General features: G+C 35.2%; 19 protein-coding genes. All 19 read left to right on the forward strand.

Translation table 11 applies throughout. The annotated features are described in order from the left end of the window. Positions 1–120 precede the first annotated feature (120 nt). The 19 genes from HMPREF2918_RS03315 (at position 121) to HMPREF2918_RS03400 (ending at position 21,098) form a co-directional block, all read left to right on the forward strand. Complete coding sequence (locus tag HMPREF2918_RS03315; RefSeq protein WP_070594581.1) at positions 121–1,398, forward strand: glycosyltransferase; 1,278 nt, start codon at positions 121–123, stop codon at positions 1,396–1,398. Further along, complete coding sequence (locus tag HMPREF2918_RS03320; RefSeq protein ID WP_023918120.1) at positions 1,395–2,372, forward strand: NAD-dependent epimerase/dehydratase family protein; 978 nt, start codon at positions 1,395–1,397, stop codon at positions 2,370–2,372. The genes HMPREF2918_RS03315 and HMPREF2918_RS03320 overlap by 4 nt, the downstream gene beginning before the upstream one ends. Beyond that, positions 2,347–3,174 (forward strand): MBL fold metallo-hydrolase, encoded by an 828-nt coding sequence (locus tag HMPREF2918_RS03325; RefSeq protein WP_070594582.1) that lies wholly within the window; start codon positions 2,347–2,349, stop codon positions 3,172–3,174. Before HMPREF2918_RS03320 ends, HMPREF2918_RS03325 begins: the two co-directional genes overlap by 26 nt. Then, on the forward strand, positions 3,140–4,405 hold the full coding sequence (locus tag HMPREF2918_RS03330) for a F390 synthetase-related protein (protein ID WP_070594583.1): 1,266 nt from the start codon (positions 3,140–3,142) through the stop codon (positions 4,403–4,405). Before HMPREF2918_RS03325 ends, HMPREF2918_RS03330 begins: the two co-directional genes overlap by 35 nt. A gap of 12 nt (positions 4,406–4,417) precedes the next feature. Further along, complete coding sequence (locus HMPREF2918_RS03335; RefSeq protein WP_070594584.1) at positions 4,418–5,362, forward strand: 3-oxoacyl-[acyl-carrier-protein] synthase III C-terminal domain-containing protein; 945 nt, start codon at positions 4,418–4,420, stop codon at positions 5,360–5,362. Between the two features lie 80 nt (positions 5,363–5,442). After that, complete coding sequence (locus HMPREF2918_RS03340) at positions 5,443–5,775, forward strand: putative DNA-binding protein (RefSeq protein WP_003016592.1); 333 nt, start codon at positions 5,443–5,445, stop codon at positions 5,773–5,775. A 34-nt stretch (positions 5,776–5,809) separates the two neighbouring features. Continuing rightward, positions 5,810–7,381 carry a signal recognition particle protein gene (ffh, locus tag HMPREF2918_RS03345; RefSeq protein WP_070594585.1) on the forward strand — a complete coding sequence of 524 codons (1,572 nt, stop codon included), beginning with the start codon at positions 5,810–5,812 and terminating at the stop codon, positions 7,379–7,381. A 66-nt stretch (positions 7,382–7,447) separates the two neighbouring features. Beyond that, positions 7,448–8,215: an alpha/beta hydrolase gene (locus tag HMPREF2918_RS03350; RefSeq protein WP_070594586.1), complete on the forward strand. Its 768-nt coding sequence runs from the start codon at positions 7,448–7,450 to the stop codon at positions 8,213–8,215. Between the two features lie 104 nt (positions 8,216–8,319). Then, positions 8,320–9,303 carry an acetylxylan esterase gene (locus HMPREF2918_RS03355; protein WP_070594587.1) on the forward strand — a complete coding sequence of 328 codons (984 nt, stop codon included), beginning with the start codon at positions 8,320–8,322 and terminating at the stop codon, positions 9,301–9,303. Between the two features lie 1,206 nt (positions 9,304–10,509). After that, a complete protein-coding gene (locus HMPREF2918_RS03360) occupies positions 10,510–12,267 on the forward strand; it encodes a DUF4365 domain-containing protein (protein WP_070594588.1) in 1,758 nt (585 codons plus the stop codon). 128 nt (positions 12,268–12,395) lie between these two features. Then, a complete protein-coding gene (locus tag HMPREF2918_RS03365) occupies positions 12,396–13,877 on the forward strand; it encodes an LA2681 family HEPN domain-containing protein (RefSeq protein ID WP_004252828.1) in 1,482 nt (493 codons plus the stop codon). A 652-nt stretch (positions 13,878–14,529) separates the two neighbouring features. Continuing rightward, entirely contained in the window at positions 14,530–14,853 is a 324-nt protein-coding gene (locus tag HMPREF2918_RS11580) for a hypothetical protein (protein WP_256263182.1), read from the forward strand. Then, on the forward strand, positions 14,840–15,130 hold the full coding sequence (locus tag HMPREF2918_RS11585; RefSeq protein WP_256263183.1) for a hypothetical protein: 291 nt from the start codon (positions 14,840–14,842) through the stop codon (positions 15,128–15,130). Before HMPREF2918_RS11580 ends, HMPREF2918_RS11585 begins: the two co-directional genes overlap by 14 nt. A gap of 286 nt (positions 15,131–15,416) precedes the next feature. After that, positions 15,417–16,118 (forward strand): lantibiotic protection ABC transporter ATP-binding protein PcfF, encoded by a 702-nt coding sequence (gene pcfF / locus HMPREF2918_RS03375; RefSeq protein ID WP_023918138.1) that lies wholly within the window; start codon positions 15,417–15,419, stop codon positions 16,116–16,118. A gap of 4 nt (positions 16,119–16,122) precedes the next feature. After that, positions 16,123–16,863, forward strand: a complete 741-nt coding sequence (locus HMPREF2918_RS03380) for a lantibiotic immunity ABC transporter MutE/EpiE family permease subunit (protein ID WP_070594589.1) — start codon at positions 16,123–16,125, stop codon at positions 16,861–16,863. Beyond that, positions 16,863–17,603, forward strand: a complete 741-nt coding sequence (gene pcfG / locus HMPREF2918_RS03385) for a lantibiotic protection ABC transporter permease PcfG (protein WP_023918141.1) — start codon at positions 16,863–16,865, stop codon at positions 17,601–17,603. The genes HMPREF2918_RS03380 and pcfG overlap by 1 nt, the downstream gene beginning before the upstream one ends. Positions 17,604–17,675: 72 nt before the next feature. Then, positions 17,676–18,335 (forward strand): response regulator transcription factor, encoded by a 660-nt coding sequence (locus tag HMPREF2918_RS03390; RefSeq protein WP_036757387.1) that lies wholly within the window; start codon positions 17,676–17,678, stop codon positions 18,333–18,335. Continuing rightward, positions 18,326–19,693, forward strand: coding sequence for a sensor histidine kinase (locus HMPREF2918_RS03395; protein WP_049514319.1), 1,368 nt, complete (start codon positions 18,326–18,328; stop codon positions 19,691–19,693). Before HMPREF2918_RS03390 ends, HMPREF2918_RS03395 begins: the two co-directional genes overlap by 10 nt. A gap of 526 nt (positions 19,694–20,219) precedes the next feature. After that, on the forward strand, positions 20,220–21,098 hold the full coding sequence (locus tag HMPREF2918_RS03400) for an aminoglycoside phosphotransferase family protein (protein ID WP_004252845.1): 879 nt from the start codon (positions 20,220–20,222) through the stop codon (positions 21,096–21,098). The last annotated feature ends 244 nt before the right edge of the window (positions 21,099–21,342 follow it).

The following is a 21,342-nucleotide window of genomic DNA, read 5'->3' on the forward strand; positions in this document are numbered from 1 at the left end:
GTACGGTCAAAAATAAAAGATTTAAATAAATTTTATTTTTTCTTCAATTTTTGATTTTTTTTACGAATTAATAGATAGAAGCTAGTTTTAGATCTAAAAAAAGATATAAGGCAGGAAAAAATGAAAAAAATTAAAATCGATGTGGTAGCTGTTCCCTTGAGTGGGCATCTGTACCCAACTTTAAATCTCGTTAAACCCTTATTAGATGATCCAACTATGGAAATCCGAGTTTTCACGGGTCCTCAGAAAAAAGCCGTCGCAGAAAGTCTCGGCTTCACGGTCGTTCCGATTCTAGAGGACAAAGTAGAAGAATTTGAACGTGTGGCTAATAACGATAAAAAACACAATCTCTTTTCAGCTTATCGGCAATTGTCTAGGAGTCTTGATTTGATTAATCATGTATCGGATCAATTGCTAGAGGAGTGGCGTGTCAACCGTCCAGATATTGTCATTGCTGACTTTATCACTCTATCAGCAGGCTTTGTGGCAGAAGAGTTGGAAATTCCTTGGATTACCACCATGGCAACCCAATTTGCAATCGAAACTCCTTATGGTCCTCCTTGCTTCTTCGGAGGGATGGGAATCGCGCGCACGAAGAAGGAAGAGAAGATCCAAGCACTATGCCGTAAACTCACGCGCATTGGAAAATACTGTGGGGCTTTCCTCTTACGCAAACGCTTAAAACGTTACAATTTCAAGTTGTACAATCAAAATGGAGTGGAGACCATCTACTCTCCTTATGCCATCTTTGGAATTGGGATGATGGAGCTAGAGTTGAAGACACACTTCCCTCATCAATATGCGTGGCTTGGCCCTTTGGGAACTTCTCTTGAAAAAGCTGAAGATTATCCTTTAGATCTCAGTCCTTACGAGGACAAGACGAAGGTACTCGTGACATGTGGAACCCAGTTGCCTTGGGCGAAGGAGAATTTGCTAGAACAAACCAAGCAGTTGGCCAAAGAGCATCCAGAATGTCACTTTTTTGTCACCTTAGGAGATGGGGCAAAAGACTTCTCTGAAGAAGAAGTAGCGCCAAATGCGACGGTCGTCTCTTATCTGCCCTACAAAGAATATATTCCGCAGATGGACTATGTCATTCACCATGGAGGAGCTGGAATCTTTTATCAGTGTATCGAATTTAAAAAACCAGCCTTGATCTTGCCACATGATTATGACCAATTTGACTATGCGATTCGAGGAGTAGAAGCAGGAATTGCCTTTCAAGCTCATCGCAATCGCACCGAAGAGATTCAAGCAGGTTTTAATGCCCTATTAGAAAAAGAATCTTGGGAAAAGTTAGAAAGACTAAACAAACTTTCAAAAAACTACAAGCCGTTGGATACCTTGGAGTTTGAAATTCAACGATTATTAAGACGTGGAACGGATGGGAAACTATGAAAATACTTGTAACAGGTGCGACTGGCTTCCTTGGAAAATACGTGATCGATGAGTTGTTGGCTCACGATTATTCCATTGTAGCCTTTGGCCGAAATGAAAAAATTGGGAAGGCCCTGGAAAATGAGCGCGTCCAATTTGTGAAAGGGGATTTGAGCTCTATTGAGGAATTAAAACAAGCCTTTCAGTCTGTTGATGCTGTGGTTCACGCTGGAGCTTTATCCACTGCCTGGGGACCTTGGAAGGCCTTCTATCAGGCGAATGTAGTTGGTACTCAAAATGTCCTTGACTTGTGCCGTGAATATGCGGTAAAACGCTTGGTTTATGTTTCTTCTCCTAGTATTTACGCAGCTGGAAAAGATCAATTAAACATCAAGGAAAGTGATGCTCCAAAAGAAAATCACCTCAACAATTACATCCGAAGCAAATTGGCATCTGAAAAACTTTTTTCTGATTATCCAGATGTGCCAAGTATCATCTTGCGTCCTAGAGGATTATTTGGTGTGGGGGATACCAGCATTTTGCCTCGTGTCTTACGCCTCAGTCGAAAAATTGGAATTCCTTTGATTCGAGGGGGAGAGCAGCTCATGGATATGACCTGTGTGGAAAATGTCGCCCTAGCCATTCGCTTGGCTCTGGAAGCAAAAGAAGCTCACGGACAAGTATATAATATTACAAATGGGGAACCAAAGACCTTTAAGTATTTGATCGAAACCACACTAAAGGGATTGGGAGAGCCGATTCGCTATCGGAAAATTCCGGCAGGTCTTGTAGCAGGTGCGGCCTATAGCCTTGAAGGAGTGTATCGATTATTCCATCTGAAAACTGAACCTCCATTGACTCGCTATACCTATTATCTCCTTCGATATAGCCAAACCCTCGATATTCAAAAGGCCCAAACCGAACTTGGCTACTATCCAAAAATGACTATTGAAGAAGGGATTGACAACTATGTCCAACATGATCAAGCGCATTGATTATTTTCCAGCAGGCTATTGTAGCAGTCATTCTGGTCTCTTATTTAAAGGGATTCCGAATGAAAAAATGCAATTTCCAGCAGGTGTCTTTTTGATTCATCATCGTGAAAAAGGCTATATTTTGTACGATACCGGTTATCACTACGAGATTAAGAAAAAAGCTCGATATTTCTGGTACCGTCTAGCCACCCCAATGCAAATGAAAAAAGAAGACCAAATCGATTATTTATTGCAAGAGAGGGGAATTGATCCGGAAAAAATTACTTATGTGATTCTTTCGCATCTGCACCCGGATCATCTTGGCGGAGCAGCACTTTTTCCAAATGCTCATTTCTTTGTTACCCAGGAAGTCTATGAGGTGTACCAAAAACCGAAATTTAAAGATCTGATTTTTAAAGAGTTTTTGCCAGCTGATTTCAAAGATCGGGTGACTTGTCTCAAAGCAGATCAAAGGCATCCTACTTTCCCATATCGCCCGACTGCGGATCTTTTTGGTGATGGGAGCATTCTTATATCATCTATCGATGGACATGCGAGAGGGCAAGGCTGTCTTTATCTGGATGAGCTTAAACTCTTCATCGGAGCAGATCTTTCTTGGGGAGTAGACCTCTTGCCTTACACACGGCAAATGCGTCTCATTCCATCCTTGGTTCAGGATGATAAGAAGGCTTATTTAAAAGGAGCTGATTTGCTGGAAACACTCTTGCAAGAGGGCATTCAAGTTTTGGTCAGCCACGACCCGCAAGAACGGATTGAAAGGATTTTAAATGAAAAAAACAGTCTTTCTGAAAACCTTTATTGAAACCAGATGGTGCCACCGATTCCGTTCAAAAGAGGCCTTGAAGCGATACCAAGATAAGCAATTGGCACGCTACCATGCTTTTATTACTTCTCAGTCCCCCTATTTTCAGACTCATTCTCCTGAATCCTTTGGGACCATGGATAAGCATTTCATGATGACGCATTTCAATGAACTCAATACTCTGGGAGTGGATCGAGATCAGGCTTTAGAGATGGCGATTCGCGGAGAACAAACGCGAGATTTTACCGAGATGAATGGAGAAGTAGCAGTAGGCTTGTCTTCTGGGACTTCCGGCCACCGAGGAGTTTTTGTCACCACAGAAAAAGAAAGAAGTATGTGGGCTGCAGCAATCTTAGCCAAGATGTTGCCAAAAGGAAACCTGGTTGGTCATCGCATTGCCTTTTTCTTACGAGCGGATAATGAACTCTATCAAACCATTAATTCAGGCCTTATCCGCTTGGAATATTTTGATATTTTCAAGGATAGCAAGGAACATTTAGATCGTCTCAAAGACTATCAACCAACCATTGTGGTCGCACCAGCTTCTACCTTGATTGAGTTAGCCAACTATGTCAGCAATCAGCAACTTCCTATCCAACCCGTCAAGGTTGTCTCTGTCGCAGAGATCCTAGAAAATCGAGATGCACAGACCATCGCCAAAGCTTTTCAACTAGACAAGGTTGATCAGGTCTACCAAGCGACAGAGGGATTTCTAGCTTGTACCTGTTCAGAAGGCAATCTACATCTCAACGAAGATATTTTGTCTGTCGAAAAAGAGTATCTTGATGATAGCCGCTTTTATCCGATTATTACGGATTTCAAACGAACCAGTCAACCCATCTATCGCTACCGCCTCAATGATATTTTGGTGGAAGAAAAGTCTCCTTGCCCTTGCGGTTCCGTCTTTACTCGAATCGCAAAGATCGAAGGACGATCGGACGATATCTTCTATTTCAAAAAAGAAGATGGCAGTAGCCAGATGATCTATCCGGATTTTATTCGACGGTGCATTCTCTTTGTCGAAAATATTCAGGACTATCAAGTAACTCAGTTGGCAGATGGATCCATTACCATTGCCTTGAGTCAACGGACAGAGTCTATGGAGCAAGCGATCTTTGCTCAATTTGAACTCTTAGCTCAGCAAAAACAATTCATCCTCCCAAGTATTCAATTTATCGATTACCAATGGGACCCAACACGTAAATTAAAACGTGTTCAACGACTTCAATAAAAGGAGAATCCTATGACTACTGTAAAAAGACATTTGCAAATTAAAGGCTATGGAACAGCGCTTCCAGCTCATACCGTGACTTTCAAAGACCAAACTCGTTACCGCGTGAAAGAAGGAGAAGAAACACAGATTGATCTTGCAGCGCGTGCGATTGAAGCGGCTTTAAACCATGCAGGACTTAAGATGGCAGACATCGACTGCCTGGTTTCGGCTAGTGCGGTTGGCGTTCAGCCCATTCCTTGTACAGCAGCTCTGATCCATGAGCGCGTGGCCAAGGGACTGACGATTCCTGCTATGGATATCAATACCACTTGTACCAGTTTTGTATCTGCTTTAAGCACTGTTTCTTATCTGATTGAAGGTGGTGAATACCAACGGGTTCTGATTGTATCTAGTGAAGTAGGGAGTCTAGGGCTGAATCCTAAACAAAAAGAAAGCTTTGAATTGTTTAGTGATGGAGCTGCAGCCTTTATTTTTGAAGCAACAAAGGAAGATAAAGGAATCATTGCCAGTATGCAACGTACCTGGTCTGAGGGAGCCCATGATACTGAAATTCGTGGTGGTTTGACAGCTTATCATCCGAAATTGTACTCTGAAGCAACCAAGACTGATTTCATGTTTGATATGAAAGGGAAGAAAATCCTCTTACTTTCTGCCCGTGTTATTCCAGAAATGTTCCAAGAATTCCAAGAAAAATCAGGCATTTCTAAAGATGCTGTAGACTATATTATTCCTCACCAAGCAAGTCGCGCCTTACCACTTGTCATGGACAAATTGGGCGTTGGCAAAGACAAGTACCTCAATATTGTCAGTGATTATGGAAATATGGTTTCGGTAGCCGTGCCTTTCGGCCTAGCCTATGCACTGGATCATGGCTATGTCAAGGAAGGAGATACCATCTTCTTGATGGGGACTGCAGCAGGGATGACGGTCAATATGTTGGCACTGAAACATTAATGATGAATCCTCTTACTTCAAGCTCAAAAAGCATCAAGTCCCGCTAGTCTTTAGCGGGCTTTTTTGATATAATGAAAGGTATGGAAATTGAGAAAACCAACCGAATGAATGCGCTCTTTGAGTTTTATGCAGCGCTCTTGACGGACAAGCAGATGAACTACATCGAGCTCTACTACGCAGATGACTACAGCTTGGCTGAGATTGCAGAAGAGTTTGGAGTGAGCCGTCAAGCGGTCTATGACAATATTAAACGTACAGAAAAGATTTTGGAAGATTACGAAATGAAACTCCATATGTATTCCGATTACATTGTTCGTAGTCAGATTTTGGATCAGATTTCTGAAAAATACCCTGAAGATCCTTTTTTACAGGAACAAATTTCTGTACTTTCCAGTATCGATAATCGAGACTAATGATTAAATACAAGACAGAACTAGGAGAAAGAGTATGGCATTTGAAAGTTTAACCGAACGTTTACAAAACGTCTTTAAAAATCTTCGTAAGAAAGGGAAAATCTCTGAAGCGGATGTCCAAGAGGCAACCAAAGAGATTCGTCTAGCCCTCTTAGAGGCCGACGTTGCCCTTCCTGTTGTAAAAGACTTCATCAAACGGGTCCGCGAACGGGCTGTAGGTCATGAAGTCATCGAAACCTTGAACCCTGCCCAACAAATCGTGAAGATTGTTGATGAAGAATTGACAGCGATTTTGGGTTCAGAAACAGCAGAAATTATCAAATCTCCAAAGATTCCAACCATTATCATGATGGTCGGTCTTCAAGGGGCTGGTAAAACAACTTTTGCGGGTAAATTGGCCAACAAATTGGTCAAGGAAGAAAACGCACGTCCTTTGATGATTGCGGCCGATATCTATCGTCCAGCAGCCATTGACCAGTTGAAGACTCTTGGTCAGCAGATCAATGTCCCTGTCTTCTCACTTGGTACAGAAGTCCCTGCAGTAGAGATCGTTCGTCAAGGTTTGGAGCAGGCGAGAGCCAATCACAATGACTATGTCTTGATCGATACGGCTGGTCGTCTGCAAATCGATGAAAAACTTATGGGCGAGTTGCGCGACGTCAAAGCTCTTGCCGAGCCAAACGAAATCCTCTTGGTTGTCGATGCCATGATTGGTCAAGAAGCGGCCAATGTGGCGCGTGAGTTTAATGAACAACTCGAAGTAACCGGGGTCATCTTGACCAAGATCGATGGGGATACCCGTGGTGGTGCGGCCCTTTCTGTCCGTCAGATTACTGGGAAGTCAATCAAATTCACTGGTACTGGTGAAAAAATCACTGATATCGAAACCTTCCACCCAGACCGCATGTCTGGTCGGATCCTCGGTATGGGGGATATGCTGACGCTGATCGAGAAGGCTTCTCAAGAATATGATGAAAAACGTTCCCTTGAACTCGCTGAGAAGATGCGGGAAAACACCTTTGACTTCAACGATTTCATCGATCAGTTAGACCAAGTTCAAAACATGGGACCAATGGAAGATCTGCTCAAGATGCTTCCAGGGATGGCCAACAATCCAGCCATGAAGAACCTCAAGGTCGATGAACGAGAAATTGCTCGCAAACGTGCGATCGTATCATCCATGACACCAGCTGAACGGGAAAATCCAGATTTGTTAAATCCAAGCCGTCGTCGTCGGATTGCGGCTGGTTCAGGAAACAGCTTTGTCGAAGTCAATAAATTCATCAAGGACTTTAACCAAGCCAAACAGATGATGCAAGGCGTCCTCTCTGGCGATATGAACAAGATGATGAAACAAATGGGGCTCAATCCAAATAATATGCCGAAGAATATGCCTGGTGGAATGCCTGATATGTCTGCTCTTGAAGGGATGATGGGTCAAGGTGGCATGCCTGACTTGTCAGCTCTTGGTGGAGGCGCTGGAATGCCTGATATGAGCCAAATGTTTGGCGGTGGTCTCAAAGGAAAAGCCGGTGAATTCATGATGAAACGGGCGATGAACAAGATGGCCAAACAAATGCGCAAAAATAAGAAAAAACGGAAATAATCGTTTCTAATAAGGGCCTGGAACACACTGTTCTGGGTTCTTTTAGAAACTACTACTAGAGGAAAGATGTTAAAAAAACTATTTCAACAAGTCATTCGTTTCTTTGTAAGACTGTTTTCTTCGCACAGAAAGCCCTTTGAATTTCCTAAAGGGTCGAAGAAACCACCGATCAGACCAATTATCTTTGTACCTGGGAGTTCAGCCAGTATCCAGCGATTCAACGGAACCATCCGCATGCTCCATCGTTTTTCTAGAAAAAAACAGAGTCTCTTAAAAATAAAAGTCAACAAAGATGATTCTATAGAGATGGAAGGAAGACTGAATACGAAAGAGCCGAATCCAATAATTGTGATTGGCTTTGAGAATAATCGTGATGGCTATAGCAATATCAAGCAGCAAATTGAATCCCTTAAAATTGCTTTAACCTACCTTCTTGATCACTATCATTTTACAGAGTTCAAGGCAGTCGGGCATTCTAATGGTGGACTGGTTTTGACTGGTTTACTGGAAAGTGGCTTTCTAGAGAAAAAGAAGGTAACCGTAACCAAGTTGGCTATTATTGGAAGTCCTTACCTATTCAATCAGGAGATGTATGACGATTTTCAAACATGGAAGCATCGCCTGGGAAAAGAAGTACAAGTCCTTAATTTTATCGGTAGCTTTGCTGGAAAATCAGATGGCATCGTTCCCCTCTCTAGTGCCCAAGCAGCAAATTCTATTTTTGACAATCAAACCTATACAGAAGTGAATTTAAATGGTCGTAAGGCTCATCATTCAGCTTTACCCACTAATCCAGATCTAGTGAAACAATTAAGTCTATTTTTGAATCTATAGAAAATTACATAATTTCGGTTATGTAATTTTTATTTGTCTCTTGCAATCCTTAAGTAAATATGGTACATTTTTGGTAGCGATTACACATACTTAAGGAGGATTTTATGAAAGATCCCAAATTATTAGAAACAATGAAAGATTATAAGGGACGAGATGAGCTTCCCGCAGATTTTGATGCCTTTTGGGATCAAGCTCTAGCAAAGATGACTGAACTGCCTGAATATAAGCTCGAAGAACGAGATTTCAGCATTCCAAATGTTCGATGTTATGAATTAACCTTTAAAGGAACCAGAAATGGCCTTGTCTATTCAAGAATGATCCTGCCAAAAACGGAACAAAAGGTTCCCGTTATTTTCCATTTTCATGGCTATATGGGTCGTTGTTGGGATTGGGCTGATATGTTGGCTTATACAGTAGCCGGCAATGGTGTTGTGTCTATGGACGTGAGAGGGCAGTCAGGCTATTCAACAGACGGTGACCGCTCACCACTTGGAAATACGGTCAAAGGACAGATTATACGTGGCGCCGTGGAAGGTCCGGATCAGCTCTTTTATAAGGATGTCTACTTAGATCTTTACCAGTTAATTGAAATTGTAGCCAGCCTTCCTCAAGTAGATGACAGCAAACTTGCCAGCTACGGAGCATCTCAAGGCGGTGCCCTTGCTCTGGTTGCTGCTGGATTGAATCCCCGAATCCAACGAACTGTAGCCATTTATCCATTCTTATCGGATTTCAGACGAGTATTAGAGATCGGAAATACCAGTGAGGCCTATGACGAGCTTTTCCGTTATTTTAAGTTCCATGATCCATTCCATGAAACAGAAGATCGTTTGATGCAGACTTTAGCCTATATAGATGTGAAAAATTTTGCCCATCGCATCAAAGGACAGGTTCACATGATTACCGGTCTAGATGATGATGTCTGTTATCCTGTGACACAGTTTGCCATTTATAATCGATTAGAATGTCCAAAAGAGCATTTAATCATGCCAGAATATGCCCACGAAGCTATGAACGTTCAAGTCAATGATAGAGTCTATAATTGGATCTGTGGTAGCAAGATTCCATTTGAGTATGTAGAAAAATGAATTAGAGAAGAAAAACAATCAGTAAATTCTTGAGATTTGCTGATTTTATTGCGTTTAAAAGGGATCTATTATAGATAGAGATACAAAAAACAAAAAATTTATGTACAATTGACTAAACTAGAGCTAAACGATTGATACAACTGAATTAGAAGCATAAAGTACATTCTTTAAAAAGTGTACTTTATTTTTGTTTTGTACATTATTCTGGAGTGGTATTTTGTATGTTTTCTAGTACATAATATCCTCTAATCTGAGAAATTAATTTGTACATTATTTTCAATGATAATCAATGTATAATAAAAAATTTAAAGTTCAAATTCTGAAACTACTTTCACATATAAATAATTGAATATAAATTGCTGTAGGCCTATAATAAAGATAGGAATAAAAAGAAATCTTCCTAGAAAGGAGTATACTGTATCATATGTGACAGTATTATTAATGAATCATGAAAAAAATAATTACTATAGTACAGTGCATTTTGTTTCCCGTGTCTCCTTACATAGCTAGAGAACTATGCTTGATGAGTAAAAATCTAGTCGATAATATGTTCCTTACATTCTTTATCATGCTAACAATTTCTTTTTGGCTTGGTATTTGGAAATTGGGAGATCTTGTGGGAAATCCAAAATAAAAAGTAAAAGTCTGTTTTAAATTAACTAAGAGAACTAGCTAACTAGCTTAAGTAAAACAAAAACACGGCCATGATTCATGAGCCGTGTTTTTGTATGAATGTACATTTTAAAAATTTTAAGTTTCTGAACAATTGTCAAAATGTACAATTGAAAAAATTTCCAGTGTTCACTTAAATAAAATACATAATTAAGGATAATTAACTCTAAAAAAATTTTTGGTTACTTTGGTATAGAAAGAAAAACTAAAAATTTATGTACAATTGACCAAACAAGACTTAAACCATTGATACAAATGAATTAGAAGCATAAAGTACATTCTTTAAATAGTGTACTTTATTTTTATTTTGTACATTATTCTGGAGTGTTATTTTGTATGTTTTCTAGTACATAATATCATCTAATCGAAGAAATTGATTTGTACATTTTCGACTCTAATAGGTGTAGAAGAAGTGGTGGTTCAATTGTACATTTTTTGAAGCTTATTTAAGTTTCAATTGAACACAAGATATAGATTTTTATTTTGTTGATGGTATAATAAATAATACATAGTGTTATGTTATGAGGTGATAATTTGGCAAATAATAGACAAATTGAAACGTTAGGCGTTTCATATCTGGCAACATTTATTAACAGAAATAAGTTGCTTCAGACTTATTTCGATAACAATGATAAAACTCCAGCGTGGGATGGGGAAATTCATGTTCTTAAAAATGCTAGTGAGAAAAAGAGCGAAATATTTGGGAGAGTACCTGTCCAAATTAAAGCAACTAAACGTAAGAACAATTCAATGAAATCTTTCCCAGTAGATATGCGTGATTTAGAATTGTATTCAAAAAACGGTGGGGTAGTTTTATTCGTAGTTTGGTTAGATGAGAATAGCAATTTAAAAGATATTTATTATAAATCACTGCCACCTTTTTCTATAAAGAAAATAATTAAAAGAAGTAAATTAAAAAATAAGTCTGCAAATTATAAAACACTTTCGGTACAGATTCATAAACTAGATGAACAAAAAATTTATTCGATGTTAGTTGATTTTGTTACTAATAGTCAGAAACAGCATAGTTTTATAAATATCGATGGGATGTCAATTGAAAATATACCCAATAATAAAGAGATCAAGCTTTACTTTTATGGTCAGGGGCATGAAGGAATATTTAATTACCAGAAGGAACACGACCTCTTTCTTTATCTTAGGGATCCTGAAACTGCCATCGAAATTCCACTTGAAAATTCAATAGAGATTGTTGAAACTTTCGAAGCAACAGATTTAATTATTGAGATAGGAGATTATATTTTTGAAGATATAGAGAGACATTATTTTCCTGACGGAGAGGTACAGCTTCATTTTGGGGAAGGTTTTAAAATATCCTTTAACAATGGGAAAGCTCAACCTAAATTTAATTATTCAAGACCTAATATGCTGTCAGATGCTATAAAGTGTACTCAGGCACTTAAAGAACTAGGAAAAGTAGGATTTTTCACACTCAATGGTATTAGTATAGAACTAGATGAACGGTCTTTATCGGATATTAATTCGCTTGATTTAGATAGCCATATAAAAGAATTGTCGAAAATATCAAATTTCATAAAGAAAATGGGGATAAAAAAAGAGCTTGATTTATCCCTCTTTAATGAACAATCTCAAAGAAATTTAAATATCCTTAATTCAGGTCTAGTATTAAAAAACAAGGTGGCGTTAAATTACGAGGAATCGAAATTGTTTAATCTTAAGATTGCTAACATACATATTAGTACTCTATATGCATTTCATGAAGGTAATAATGGAACTATGATAGATATTTTCACTGAAACTCCTTGGTGCAGGAGAGGCGAGGATGAGGATATTTCTTTATTTGAGGTTTTTAGGCCCGAAGATTGGTTAACAATTGATAACTGTAACTTTGATTCGGTTATTGCCTCATACCAAAGATTAGTTGACTGTAGTGTAGAAAACGTGTGTGCTGACGATACCATAATAAAAATAGTTGCTGCAGCCGATATGACAGAAGAAGTTTCAAAAAAAGAACAGTTGCTTAACTGGGCTCAACGTCTTTCTGACTGGAACATGAACCATATAAAAGAAAATAGCATAAGCATCATAAATGATCTTCAAATTAAATATAGAAATCGTGAATTAGATAATACTGAAATAGAGAAGCTTACTAATATTTTATTAAATAATAAAGATAATGATGAAATTTGTTTTGGTGCATCAGTGTTATTAAAATCAAAACCACAAGCTGATTTATTTTGGACTAAGTTAGATAAAGAAACTCAAGAAAGATATCAGGTTTACCCTATTTATAATTTATATAGGGTATTATAACTTAAATTTATTGCAACTCGAATTTTTCTTAATCTTAATATGATAAAAGAGTTTTTATCTGATATGTTAGTTGAAGAACAAGAAAATAAAGGAAAATCAAATTTAAAATCGAAATATTTAGGATGAAGATGTTAACAAATAATCCAATTAATCATAGTGTACTTAAATTGTCAAAGGATTTCGATAATGCTTTTAAACATAAAAATATAGTGGAAATCTATAGACTAATAGAATTTGGAAAAAATATGGAAAATACTATTGATGATATTTCCAAAATTCAATTATTTTATTCTATTGGGACAGCATATGGTGATATATTTGAACTAAGTAATAACCTAGTATTCAACATAGATACCGATTGTACAGTTCAACAAATTTATTACTTTAGAAAAGCTATCGAAATTTCAAATAATATTGATATAGATCCTGAGAACAATAGCTTTATTCACCCATTATTATGTTCACTATACACCAATTACGCAAATCTATTAGATGCTTGTGGTAGAAAACAGTTAGCTATTAAGATGTATTGTAAATGTATACAAATCAATCCAAGATTCACAATGGCTAGTGGTAACTTGGCTATTTGTCTACATCATTATCGTAATTTTTTGAATGATAACGAACATCTTCACTTTATTAAAAAAATTAAAAATTTAATAGAAACAAGTATAACTGTTTCAGATCCAAACAGAGTTGATTATGCAGAAAAGCGATTTATTGAACTTTACGAACAATATCTTAATTATAAAGACTTAGATGAATGCTCTTGTAAAACCATCGATTATAATCCTAATTCACAAAAGTATCGCGAATGGTGTTGGAACAACGGGCTGTATCTTAATCCACTTAATGACTTACAAGCTGACGATATAAATAGATATGATGATAATCTTTTACTACCAAGTTTATTATTTCAATCAGATAAAGATTTAAACAAATATTTTTCTATGTTTAATCAAATTAAGCAAGAATATGTTTATGCGCGTTATCTCTGTTTTAATAGCATTGAGATTGATTCGGTTCATTATGCTGACGAGTATGTTAATCTTATTGATTGTCTAGACTACGTACAATACTCTATCAGAATTGAAGGATTAAAAGCAGCTTTTAAAACACTATATTCATTATTAGATAAAGTAGCAATGCTTATAAATGAATATTATTGTCTAAAAATCATGCCTCGACAAGTAAATTTTCATTCAATCTGGAGAACAAATAGTAATTTAAATAAATTGTTGGATAAAAATATTGGTTTGTCTTCTATATTCTGGATATCGAAAGATTTTGATAATGGTGATAATTCTTTAACAGCAAATCCACACGCAAAGCTATTAAAAACTATTAGAAATTATTTAGAGCATAGATTTACTAATATTACATTGAATTTTATTGATGTAAATAAAGACAATGACGAAAGCAGATTATATCTAACTGAAATTGAATTGCAAGAGTGTACATTAGATTTATTAAATCTTGTAAGAGAAGTTATTTTTTCATTAAAAAATGCCATTCAAATAAGTGAAAATGAAAAACAATCTACTCTAAGCAGTGAAGTTGCTTTAATTCCGATAAATTATGAAGAAGTAGATTTGGAAGATAAATTATAGCATTAAGCATACAATTTATGGTCGTTATAAAAAGCAATAGTCTAAATTCATTTAACTAATCGACTTAACTAGAGCTAAACCATTGATAAAACTGAATTAGAAGGATAAAGTACACTCATTAAGCAGTGTACTTTATTTTTGTTTTGTACATTATTTGTTGATTGCTTAATCAATACTACATCTCTATCAGGCAATTCAGACTCCATTTAGTCCTCTAAAACTCACGTTGAGGCGGTATCACTGCTTGTACGAGCTGAAGCATCAGCGAGGTAGAAGAAGATGTTCTGCCCATGGGACAGCTGTCTTAGAGTAAGGAATTTACGACGAAACGATACGGTAACAGCGAACCGCTGAGAGTGTTTCTCTGCTCTTAAAAGTGAACGAAAGAAATAATGAAAAGCGTGAAGGTAGCTTCTCTAATCGAATAGAGGGTAAGAATCAGAGTAATAGTTCAAGTATGGCTTCTGGATACTATAGTCTGACATGCTATCAATCTATTTCAGAAGCTGGACAAATTGTAATAACTTTCCTTGAAGGAACTGAGGTAGATTTATAAGAGACTGTGACTGGGAAGTTGCAGTCTTTTTAGGGGTTTAATGGTATAATGAAATTATAAATGTGGATATTGTTTAAATTCTCTTGAGGACGCATAATGTTGAATTTAGTAAAAGGACACCAAGTTAGCTTGGTAGAAAACCTGTTTGAATCATTTACAAAGTTAACTGAACATCATTTGATGGCGAATGTACACGCAGAAAAAATATTAGAGGTTTTTCAACATTTTATTGCGATTCATGACGAGCCCTTGTTTTTTATTTTGGAATTGCCTGTCAGTATTGATAGAGAAAAAGTGATAGCAAAGAATATTATCAAGGAATCCCATAAGGATGTTTATTATATTGATGGTTGTTCAAGAGAGGAATGCCTAGCACTGTTGATTAGATACGGTGATTTGCTTATTAATGATGGACTTTAGTCAGTTTGGATTTGGTGGTCATAAAAGTCATGATGAGATCATGCTTGATAGCTATAATATTGTGACAATTTATAGTAAAGAACTATCAAAATTTAATGACTTTTTTGAGCTTCATAATATTCAATTTGTTGAAGAACTAGTGACAGCTTGGAAAACTTTTTCTAAAACCTCCCCAGGAATCTCTGAAATCTATGAAAGTAATGGAAAAACTGTTTATGATTTGCCTGAAGAATTAGCTGAATGGGGAATATATTTAGCTAAAACTCGAACAGAATAGGTATAACTATAGATTAGAAAGAGAATATTTCAATTCCTTAAAATTTGATTTAGAGCAAAGGTGGATATTGAAGTTGTAAGATAAATAATGATTATTTATGGCAGAACTCTGGTTCTGCCTTTTTTATTTATGAAGTATATGAGATATGGCATAAAAGACTAAAGAAAAAATGCAAAACGTTTAATAAATTAGAATTTTCTTGCTACTTTTTGAAAAATATTTTTTCCTTACAGAATCCTTAAAAATATTTTTTATACTATTTACAAGATTAAAGGAGGAACAAAATATGAGCAAATATATTTTGGAAACAAATGAGCTAACAAAAGTTTTTGGAAAACAAAAAGCTGTAAATAATGTGTCATTAAAAATTGAGGAAAATTCAGTATATGGATTACTAGGACCTAATGGTGCAGGTAAATCTACGACATTAAAGATGATTACAGGTATGTTACACAAGACGTCAGGTGAAATTATGTTTGAAGGACATGAATGGAGTAGAAATGATTTATCAGATATTGGTGCTTTAATCGAGATGCCACCCTTATACGAAAATTTAAGTGCAAGAGAAAATCTAAAAGTTAGAACATTATTACTTGGATTACCTGATGCAAGAATTGATGAAGTTTTAGAAATTGTAGATTTAAAAAATACCGGAAAAAAGAAAAGCGGTCAATTTTCTTTGGGGATGAAACAAAGATTAGGTATTGCAATTGCTTTATTAAATAATCCTAAACTATTGATACTAGATGAACCGACAAACGGATTAGATCCATTAGGAATTCAAGAATTACGAGATTTAATACGAAGCTTTCCAAAAAAAGGAATAACAGTAATTCTGTCTAGTCATATTTTAGCAGAAGTGGAACAAACTGCTGATCATATAGGAATTATACATGATGGAGAATTAAAATATCAAAACACAATTAATCATAATGAAAATTTAGAAGAACTTTTTATGGATGTTGTAAAGAATGGAAAGAGGGTGTAGCTTAATGAAAAATTATATTTTTGCAGAAAATTTGAAACACAAACACAGTTTTTTGTTGAAGATATTATTTATTGCACCAATTATATCTTTACTTGTTGCGTTTGTATTTATGCCATTATATTTTAGTGTAAATGCATATAATTGGTGGTATGTGATGATTATGCCAGCAACTTTCGCTTTAATACCAGCAATGATGCATAGAAAAGAGGAAAGAAAATTAAACTACCGAGCAGTTTTTTCACTTAATGTTGATTTAAAAAAAATATGGATATCAAAAATACTAACAGCTTCAATTTATCTAAGTATAACTGCTATTTTGCATATGCTAGGAGTATTTGTTTTTCAATTTTTCATTGGAGAACAATTAACAGGAAACTATGCATTCACGACATTATTATTCGCAAGTGTATTATTGGTTATAACTAACATATGGCAAGTTCCGTTTTGTTTTTTCCTAGCTAAAAAGTTTGGGTTTATAGCAAGCATTGTAGTAAATGCTGTATTAGGTCTTGTGGTAGGAATTTTGTTAGCTGACGGTTCTATGTGGATTTATTGCCCTTATTCTTGGGGGATTAGATTGATGGTACCCGTTATGCGTATTTTACCGAACGGTGTGCCAACAGAAGTATCAAATCCAATGATTTTAAACACATCCTTACTTGTTCCTTGTATTTTATCAATATGTTTGTTTACATTATTGACTTTCATTACTGCAAAATGGTTTTCTAAGCAAGAGGTGAAGTAATGATGAATATATTAAAATCAGAGTTTTATAAATTGAAGCATACATGGATTCCCTGGGCTCACTTTATCTTACCTGTTTTATATGCACTAATATTTTATGGGGCAGCAACATTTACAAGTCTAAAAAATTTTTCTGATATGGATATCATACTGAATTATTTTGTGCTTTTAGGTGCTATCTTACCAATAATATTTGGTGCTATCACATCTAAGGTTGTTGACATGGAAGCAAGTGCTGGAAGATTTCAAGTGATTCTATCAACTACAAAATCCAGAAGCAAGGCTTATGGCGGAAAACTTATAATGCTCTTATTGAGTTTTCTATTTTCTATAAGTTTAGCAGTTTTTATATTTGCAATGCTATTTGGTAATCAAGCGACTATGGCTTGGTTAATTGAATTATTATTAGTTTTTATAGGATGTCTATCTACATATATGATTCATTTATGGGTATCACTTATGTTAGGTGGTGGTGCATCTATTGGATTGGGATTTGTGGAAACGTTGATTGCTTTACTTTCAATAACCAATTTAGGTGAAAATATCTGGTATTTTTTACCTTGTACTTGGGCATCAAGATTATCTGCAACATATATTGTTGGAAGTGAATTGGCTGATAGCTCATATTTAATTAAAGAGTTTACCATGTGGGGCTATGTAGCAATACCTATTACAGTAGTCATTTTTACTGGCTCTTTATTATGGTTCAATAGGTGGGGTGGAAAGTCAATCAGTGAATAATAGCTCTAAATGTATTTGTAAATGGAATATGGTATAATAGTAAAATATTTATAAATATGGAGGTGGTTTGGTATGGCAAGAATTCTTGCTATAGATGATGAATTAGATATGCTGACTCTAATCAAGAATATTTTAATAAAAGGAGATCATATTATTGATATTTACCAAACCACGGTAGATATTGATGAAAATAGTTTGGGGAAATATGACTTAATATTACTTGATGTAATGATGCCAGAGGTTGATGGAATCAGCTATTGTAAAAATATACGTAGCAAAGTGGATTGTCCGATTATCTTTTTAACTGCAAAAGCAATGGAAACGGATATAGTAGATGGCTTATTAAGTGGAGGAGATGACTATATTACCAAACCATTTGGTGTTGGTGAATTGTTAGCAAGGGTAGAAGCTCATCTGAGAAGAGAACAAAGAGAAAAACATTCGAGTTTAAACCTAGGGAATATAAGATTTGATTTATCCTCCAATCAAGTATTTGTGAAGGAAGAAGAAATTCATCTGACAAAGTCTGAGTATCAAATTTCTAAACTTTTAGCAAAGAGAAAGGGACAAGTTTTTTCAAGAGAACAAATATATGAAATGATTTTTGGATTTGATGGGATTGGTGATTCTTCTGCCATATCAGAACATGTAAAAAATATTAGAGCAAAGTTCTTAAAATTTGGTGAAAATCCAATTTCTACAGTTTGGGGGATTGGTTATAAATGGAATTAATTAGAAAAGGACAGTCACTCAAAATAGTATTTCTTAAATACTTAATGACTGTTGGAGTTGGTTTAGGATGTGCCATCGTACTAGCTTTATTAACTTTTACAGCGTTTTATAGTGTTGGTTTGATTATTCCGGCTAACCATACAGAAAATTTATTACAAGAAAATAAATATAAAATTTTAAATAAAATAGACTTTGATGAAGCATTGATACCTAAAGGAGCTAGCTATATGTTTTTATCGCCAGATGGTGAAGTGATAAAAACTAATATGGATGAAGCTATTCAACTGAAAGCTAAGAATTTTCACAATCATGAGGGATTTTCAACTCCATCTTCTTCATTTATAGAATTTAAAAGGAATGATGGATATGTATTAATCCATTATTCACTAGAGCCACAATACAATAATGATTGGATGGAAAAATATTTCCCTAGCATAGATTTACTATTAATATTTTTATTAATCATTTTCTTTTTAATGAGTGCATTTGTGGCTACTCTAATCTGGGCAAAACGAATAACAAGGCAATTATCGCCAATGCTAGAGGCATCAGATAAAATCGCCAACCAAGAATTAGACTTTGAAATAGGAAGTTCAAATATCAAAGAATTTAATGATGTCTTAAATAGCCTTGATATAATGAAAAAAGCCTTAAGTGATTCATTAAGAGAAAATTGGATTAAAGAAGAGAATAAGAGAAGTCAGATATCGGCATTAATGCATGACTTAAAAACTCCGGTTTCTATTGTCCAAGGTAATGCTGAATTGTTAAAGGTAACTGATCTAACTGATGAACAAAAAGATTATGTAGCGTACATTATAAAAAATTCAACACGTATATCAGATTATACAAAAGCTCTGATGGAGATGAATCAGTCAATTAAATTAAACTCGTTGAATTTAAAAAAAGTAAAGGTGTCAGAAATAATCGAAAGAGTTAGTGAAATAGCGAGAGAGATTACACTAATACATGACCGTACTATATCTAAATCTATTAATTGTGAAGATTCAGATGTAATGATAGATGTACAATTATTTGAAAGAGTCATTGAAAATATATTTAGTAATGCTATTCAATATTCACCAGACAAATCCAACATTGAATTACTAATAATGACTACAGATAAGATACTTTCAATATCTGTGATAGACGAAGGCCCAGGATTTTCTAATGAGGATTTAAAACGAGGAACGGAGCAATTTTACCGTGGAGATAAGAGTAGACATTCAGCTACAAACTATGGTTTAGGTTTATATAATTCTTGGAAAATAATGTTATTACATAATGGACGCATCATATTAGAAAACAACTCGGATAAACATGGTGCAAGTGTAAAGTTAGAATTACCATTACTATAATAGAACAGGAATTGTTTTCAAATGGAATTTATTAAAAATATATCCTTTTTGCTTTTGGTGTAGAATAGAAAATTTACTCCGCTATCAAGCAAGAATCTTACATAGTAGAAAGCTAAATGAACTTTGATAACTGAACAAATTCTAAATGTTAACTTATAAATTTCTAGTAGGAACGGAAGAAAATCTGTGTTTAACTGCAACTAGTAAGTTGCAGTTTTTTATTTTGAATAATGATATAATAGGATAAGAAAATAATGAAAACGCTATATATTTGAAAGTTGATTAGGAAGTAGAAAGTATGAAAACAATTGATATGATTATTAAATCATCAACTGAATTTTATATCGATTTAGTTTATCAGCTTTCAGATACGGTGAGACACATTTTAACTTTATTATTAGGGAAAGCAACTAGATAGCGTATTATTAAGATATTTTTACATATTGGAAACTAAAGTGTAGACGAACTGGATGGGTTACTAGTGAAAACTGCAAGAAGTGTTGGAAAGTGAATCGGAGAGTGCTTGATGAATTTTATTAGTAAGATAGCCATAAATAAAGGCTGGTCAGATGATAAAAAATATTGTGTGACAGATCAAAATCAGCAAAAATATTTCTTGCGTGTTTCTGATAAGGAGAAGTTAGATTCTAAAAAATCTGAATATGATATGATGGAGAAAGTAGCTTCTCTTGGAATTCCGATGTGTAAACCGATTAGTATAGAACTCTGTGATGATGAAGTGCATTCTTTACACGAATGGATAGACGGGAAAGATGCAAGAGAAACCATTTTAACTGTTTCGAAAGAACAACAATACACTTACGGAGTAGAAGCAGGAAGTATACTTCGAAAAATTCATTCACTTCCTGTTACAGAAGTTCGTGAAGATTGGGAACCCTTTTTTAATCGTAAAATTGATGACAAAATCAAAAAATACAAAGAATGCCCCGTTCAATACGAGAATGGTCAGATTTTTATTGATTTTTTAAATGCAAATAGAGAATTATTAAAAGATAGACCTCAGGTTTTCCAACATGGAGATTATCATATCGGGAATTTCATGATTGGTGAAGATCGTAATATTTATGTCATTGACTTTGATCGATTTGACCTTGGAGATCCTTGGGAGGAATTCAATCGTATTGTATGGTCTGCTCAAGTTTCACCTTCTTTTGCCTCTGGTATGATAGATGGATATTTTGATCATAAGGTTCCAGATTTATTTTGGAAACTTCTTGCTATCTATATTCTAAATAACATAGTTGGTGCTCTTCCATGGTCTGTTCCTTACGGAGTTGAAGAAATATCAGTAATGCAAAATCAAGCTAAGGAAATTTTAGAATGGTATGATGATATGAAGCAAATCATTCCTAGTTGGTATTTGATTGAGAAAAAAGCTGAATAATAAAAGAGTTGATTAAAGAAGAATTTGGTAGTTGGGACGTTAAAAGTAAAGAGACTCAACAAGTTTACAAGTTAGCAAGTAAATTTTTTAAGTGACAATTATCAGCTATAAAGTTGAAAAATGGTAACTATAAAATAGTTTCATTCTACATTTTAATTTTAAACAACAACTCAGTTACTTTCGTTCTTTAATATAGGAGTATACTAGCACCACATGTTGAGGCGGTAAGTTTGCTAGTCAAGGA

This window comes from Streptococcus sp. HMSC065C01 (assembly GCF_001813525.1).
Classification (GTDB): domain Bacteria; phylum Bacillota; class Bacilli; order Lactobacillales; family Streptococcaceae; genus Streptococcus; species Streptococcus parasanguinis_V.

Bases quoted from the DNA above. Each gene is read 5' to 3' on its own strand.
- HMPREF2918_RS03315 (WP_070594581.1), top strand. From the start codon at position 121: ATGAAAAAAATTAAAATCGATGTGGTAGCTGTTCCCTTGAGTGGGCAT.
- HMPREF2918_RS03320 (WP_023918120.1), top strand. From the start codon at position 1,395: ATGAAAATACTTGTAACAGGTGCGACTGGCTTCCTTGGAAAATACGTG.
- HMPREF2918_RS03325 (WP_070594582.1), top strand. From the start codon at position 2,347: ATGTCCAACATGATCAAGCGCATTGATTATTTTCCAGCAGGCTATTGT.
- HMPREF2918_RS03330 (WP_070594583.1), top strand. From the start codon at position 3,140: ATGAAAAAAACAGTCTTTCTGAAAACCTTTATTGAAACCAGATGGTGC.
- HMPREF2918_RS03335 (WP_070594584.1), top strand. From the start codon at position 4,418: ATGACTACTGTAAAAAGACATTTGCAAATTAAAGGCTATGGAACAGCG.
- HMPREF2918_RS03340 (WP_003016592.1), top strand. From the start codon at position 5,443: ATGGAAATTGAGAAAACCAACCGAATGAATGCGCTCTTTGAGTTTTAT.
- ffh (WP_070594585.1), top strand. From the start codon at position 5,810: ATGGCATTTGAAAGTTTAACCGAACGTTTACAAAACGTCTTTAAAAAT.
- HMPREF2918_RS03350 (WP_070594586.1), top strand. From the start codon at position 7,448: ATGTTAAAAAAACTATTTCAACAAGTCATTCGTTTCTTTGTAAGACTG.
- HMPREF2918_RS03355 (WP_070594587.1), top strand. From the start codon at position 8,320: ATGAAAGATCCCAAATTATTAGAAACAATGAAAGATTATAAGGGACGA.
- HMPREF2918_RS03365 (WP_004252828.1), top strand. From the start codon at position 12,396: ATGTTAACAAATAATCCAATTAATCATAGTGTACTTAAATTGTCAAAG.
- HMPREF2918_RS11580 (WP_256263182.1), top strand. From the start codon at position 14,530: ATGTTGAATTTAGTAAAAGGACACCAAGTTAGCTTGGTAGAAAACCTG.
- HMPREF2918_RS11585 (WP_256263183.1), top strand. From the start codon at position 14,840: ATGATGGACTTTAGTCAGTTTGGATTTGGTGGTCATAAAAGTCATGAT.
- pcfF (WP_023918138.1), top strand. From the start codon at position 15,417: ATGAGCAAATATATTTTGGAAACAAATGAGCTAACAAAAGTTTTTGGA.
- HMPREF2918_RS03380 (WP_070594589.1), top strand. From the start codon at position 16,123: ATGAAAAATTATATTTTTGCAGAAAATTTGAAACACAAACACAGTTTT.
- pcfG (WP_023918141.1), top strand. From the start codon at position 16,863: ATGATGAATATATTAAAATCAGAGTTTTATAAATTGAAGCATACATGG.
- HMPREF2918_RS03390 (WP_036757387.1), top strand. From the start codon at position 17,676: ATGGCAAGAATTCTTGCTATAGATGATGAATTAGATATGCTGACTCTA.
- HMPREF2918_RS03395 (WP_049514319.1), top strand. From the start codon at position 18,326: ATGGAATTAATTAGAAAAGGACAGTCACTCAAAATAGTATTTCTTAAA.
- HMPREF2918_RS03400 (WP_004252845.1), top strand. From the start codon at position 20,220: ATGAATTTTATTAGTAAGATAGCCATAAATAAAGGCTGGTCAGATGAT.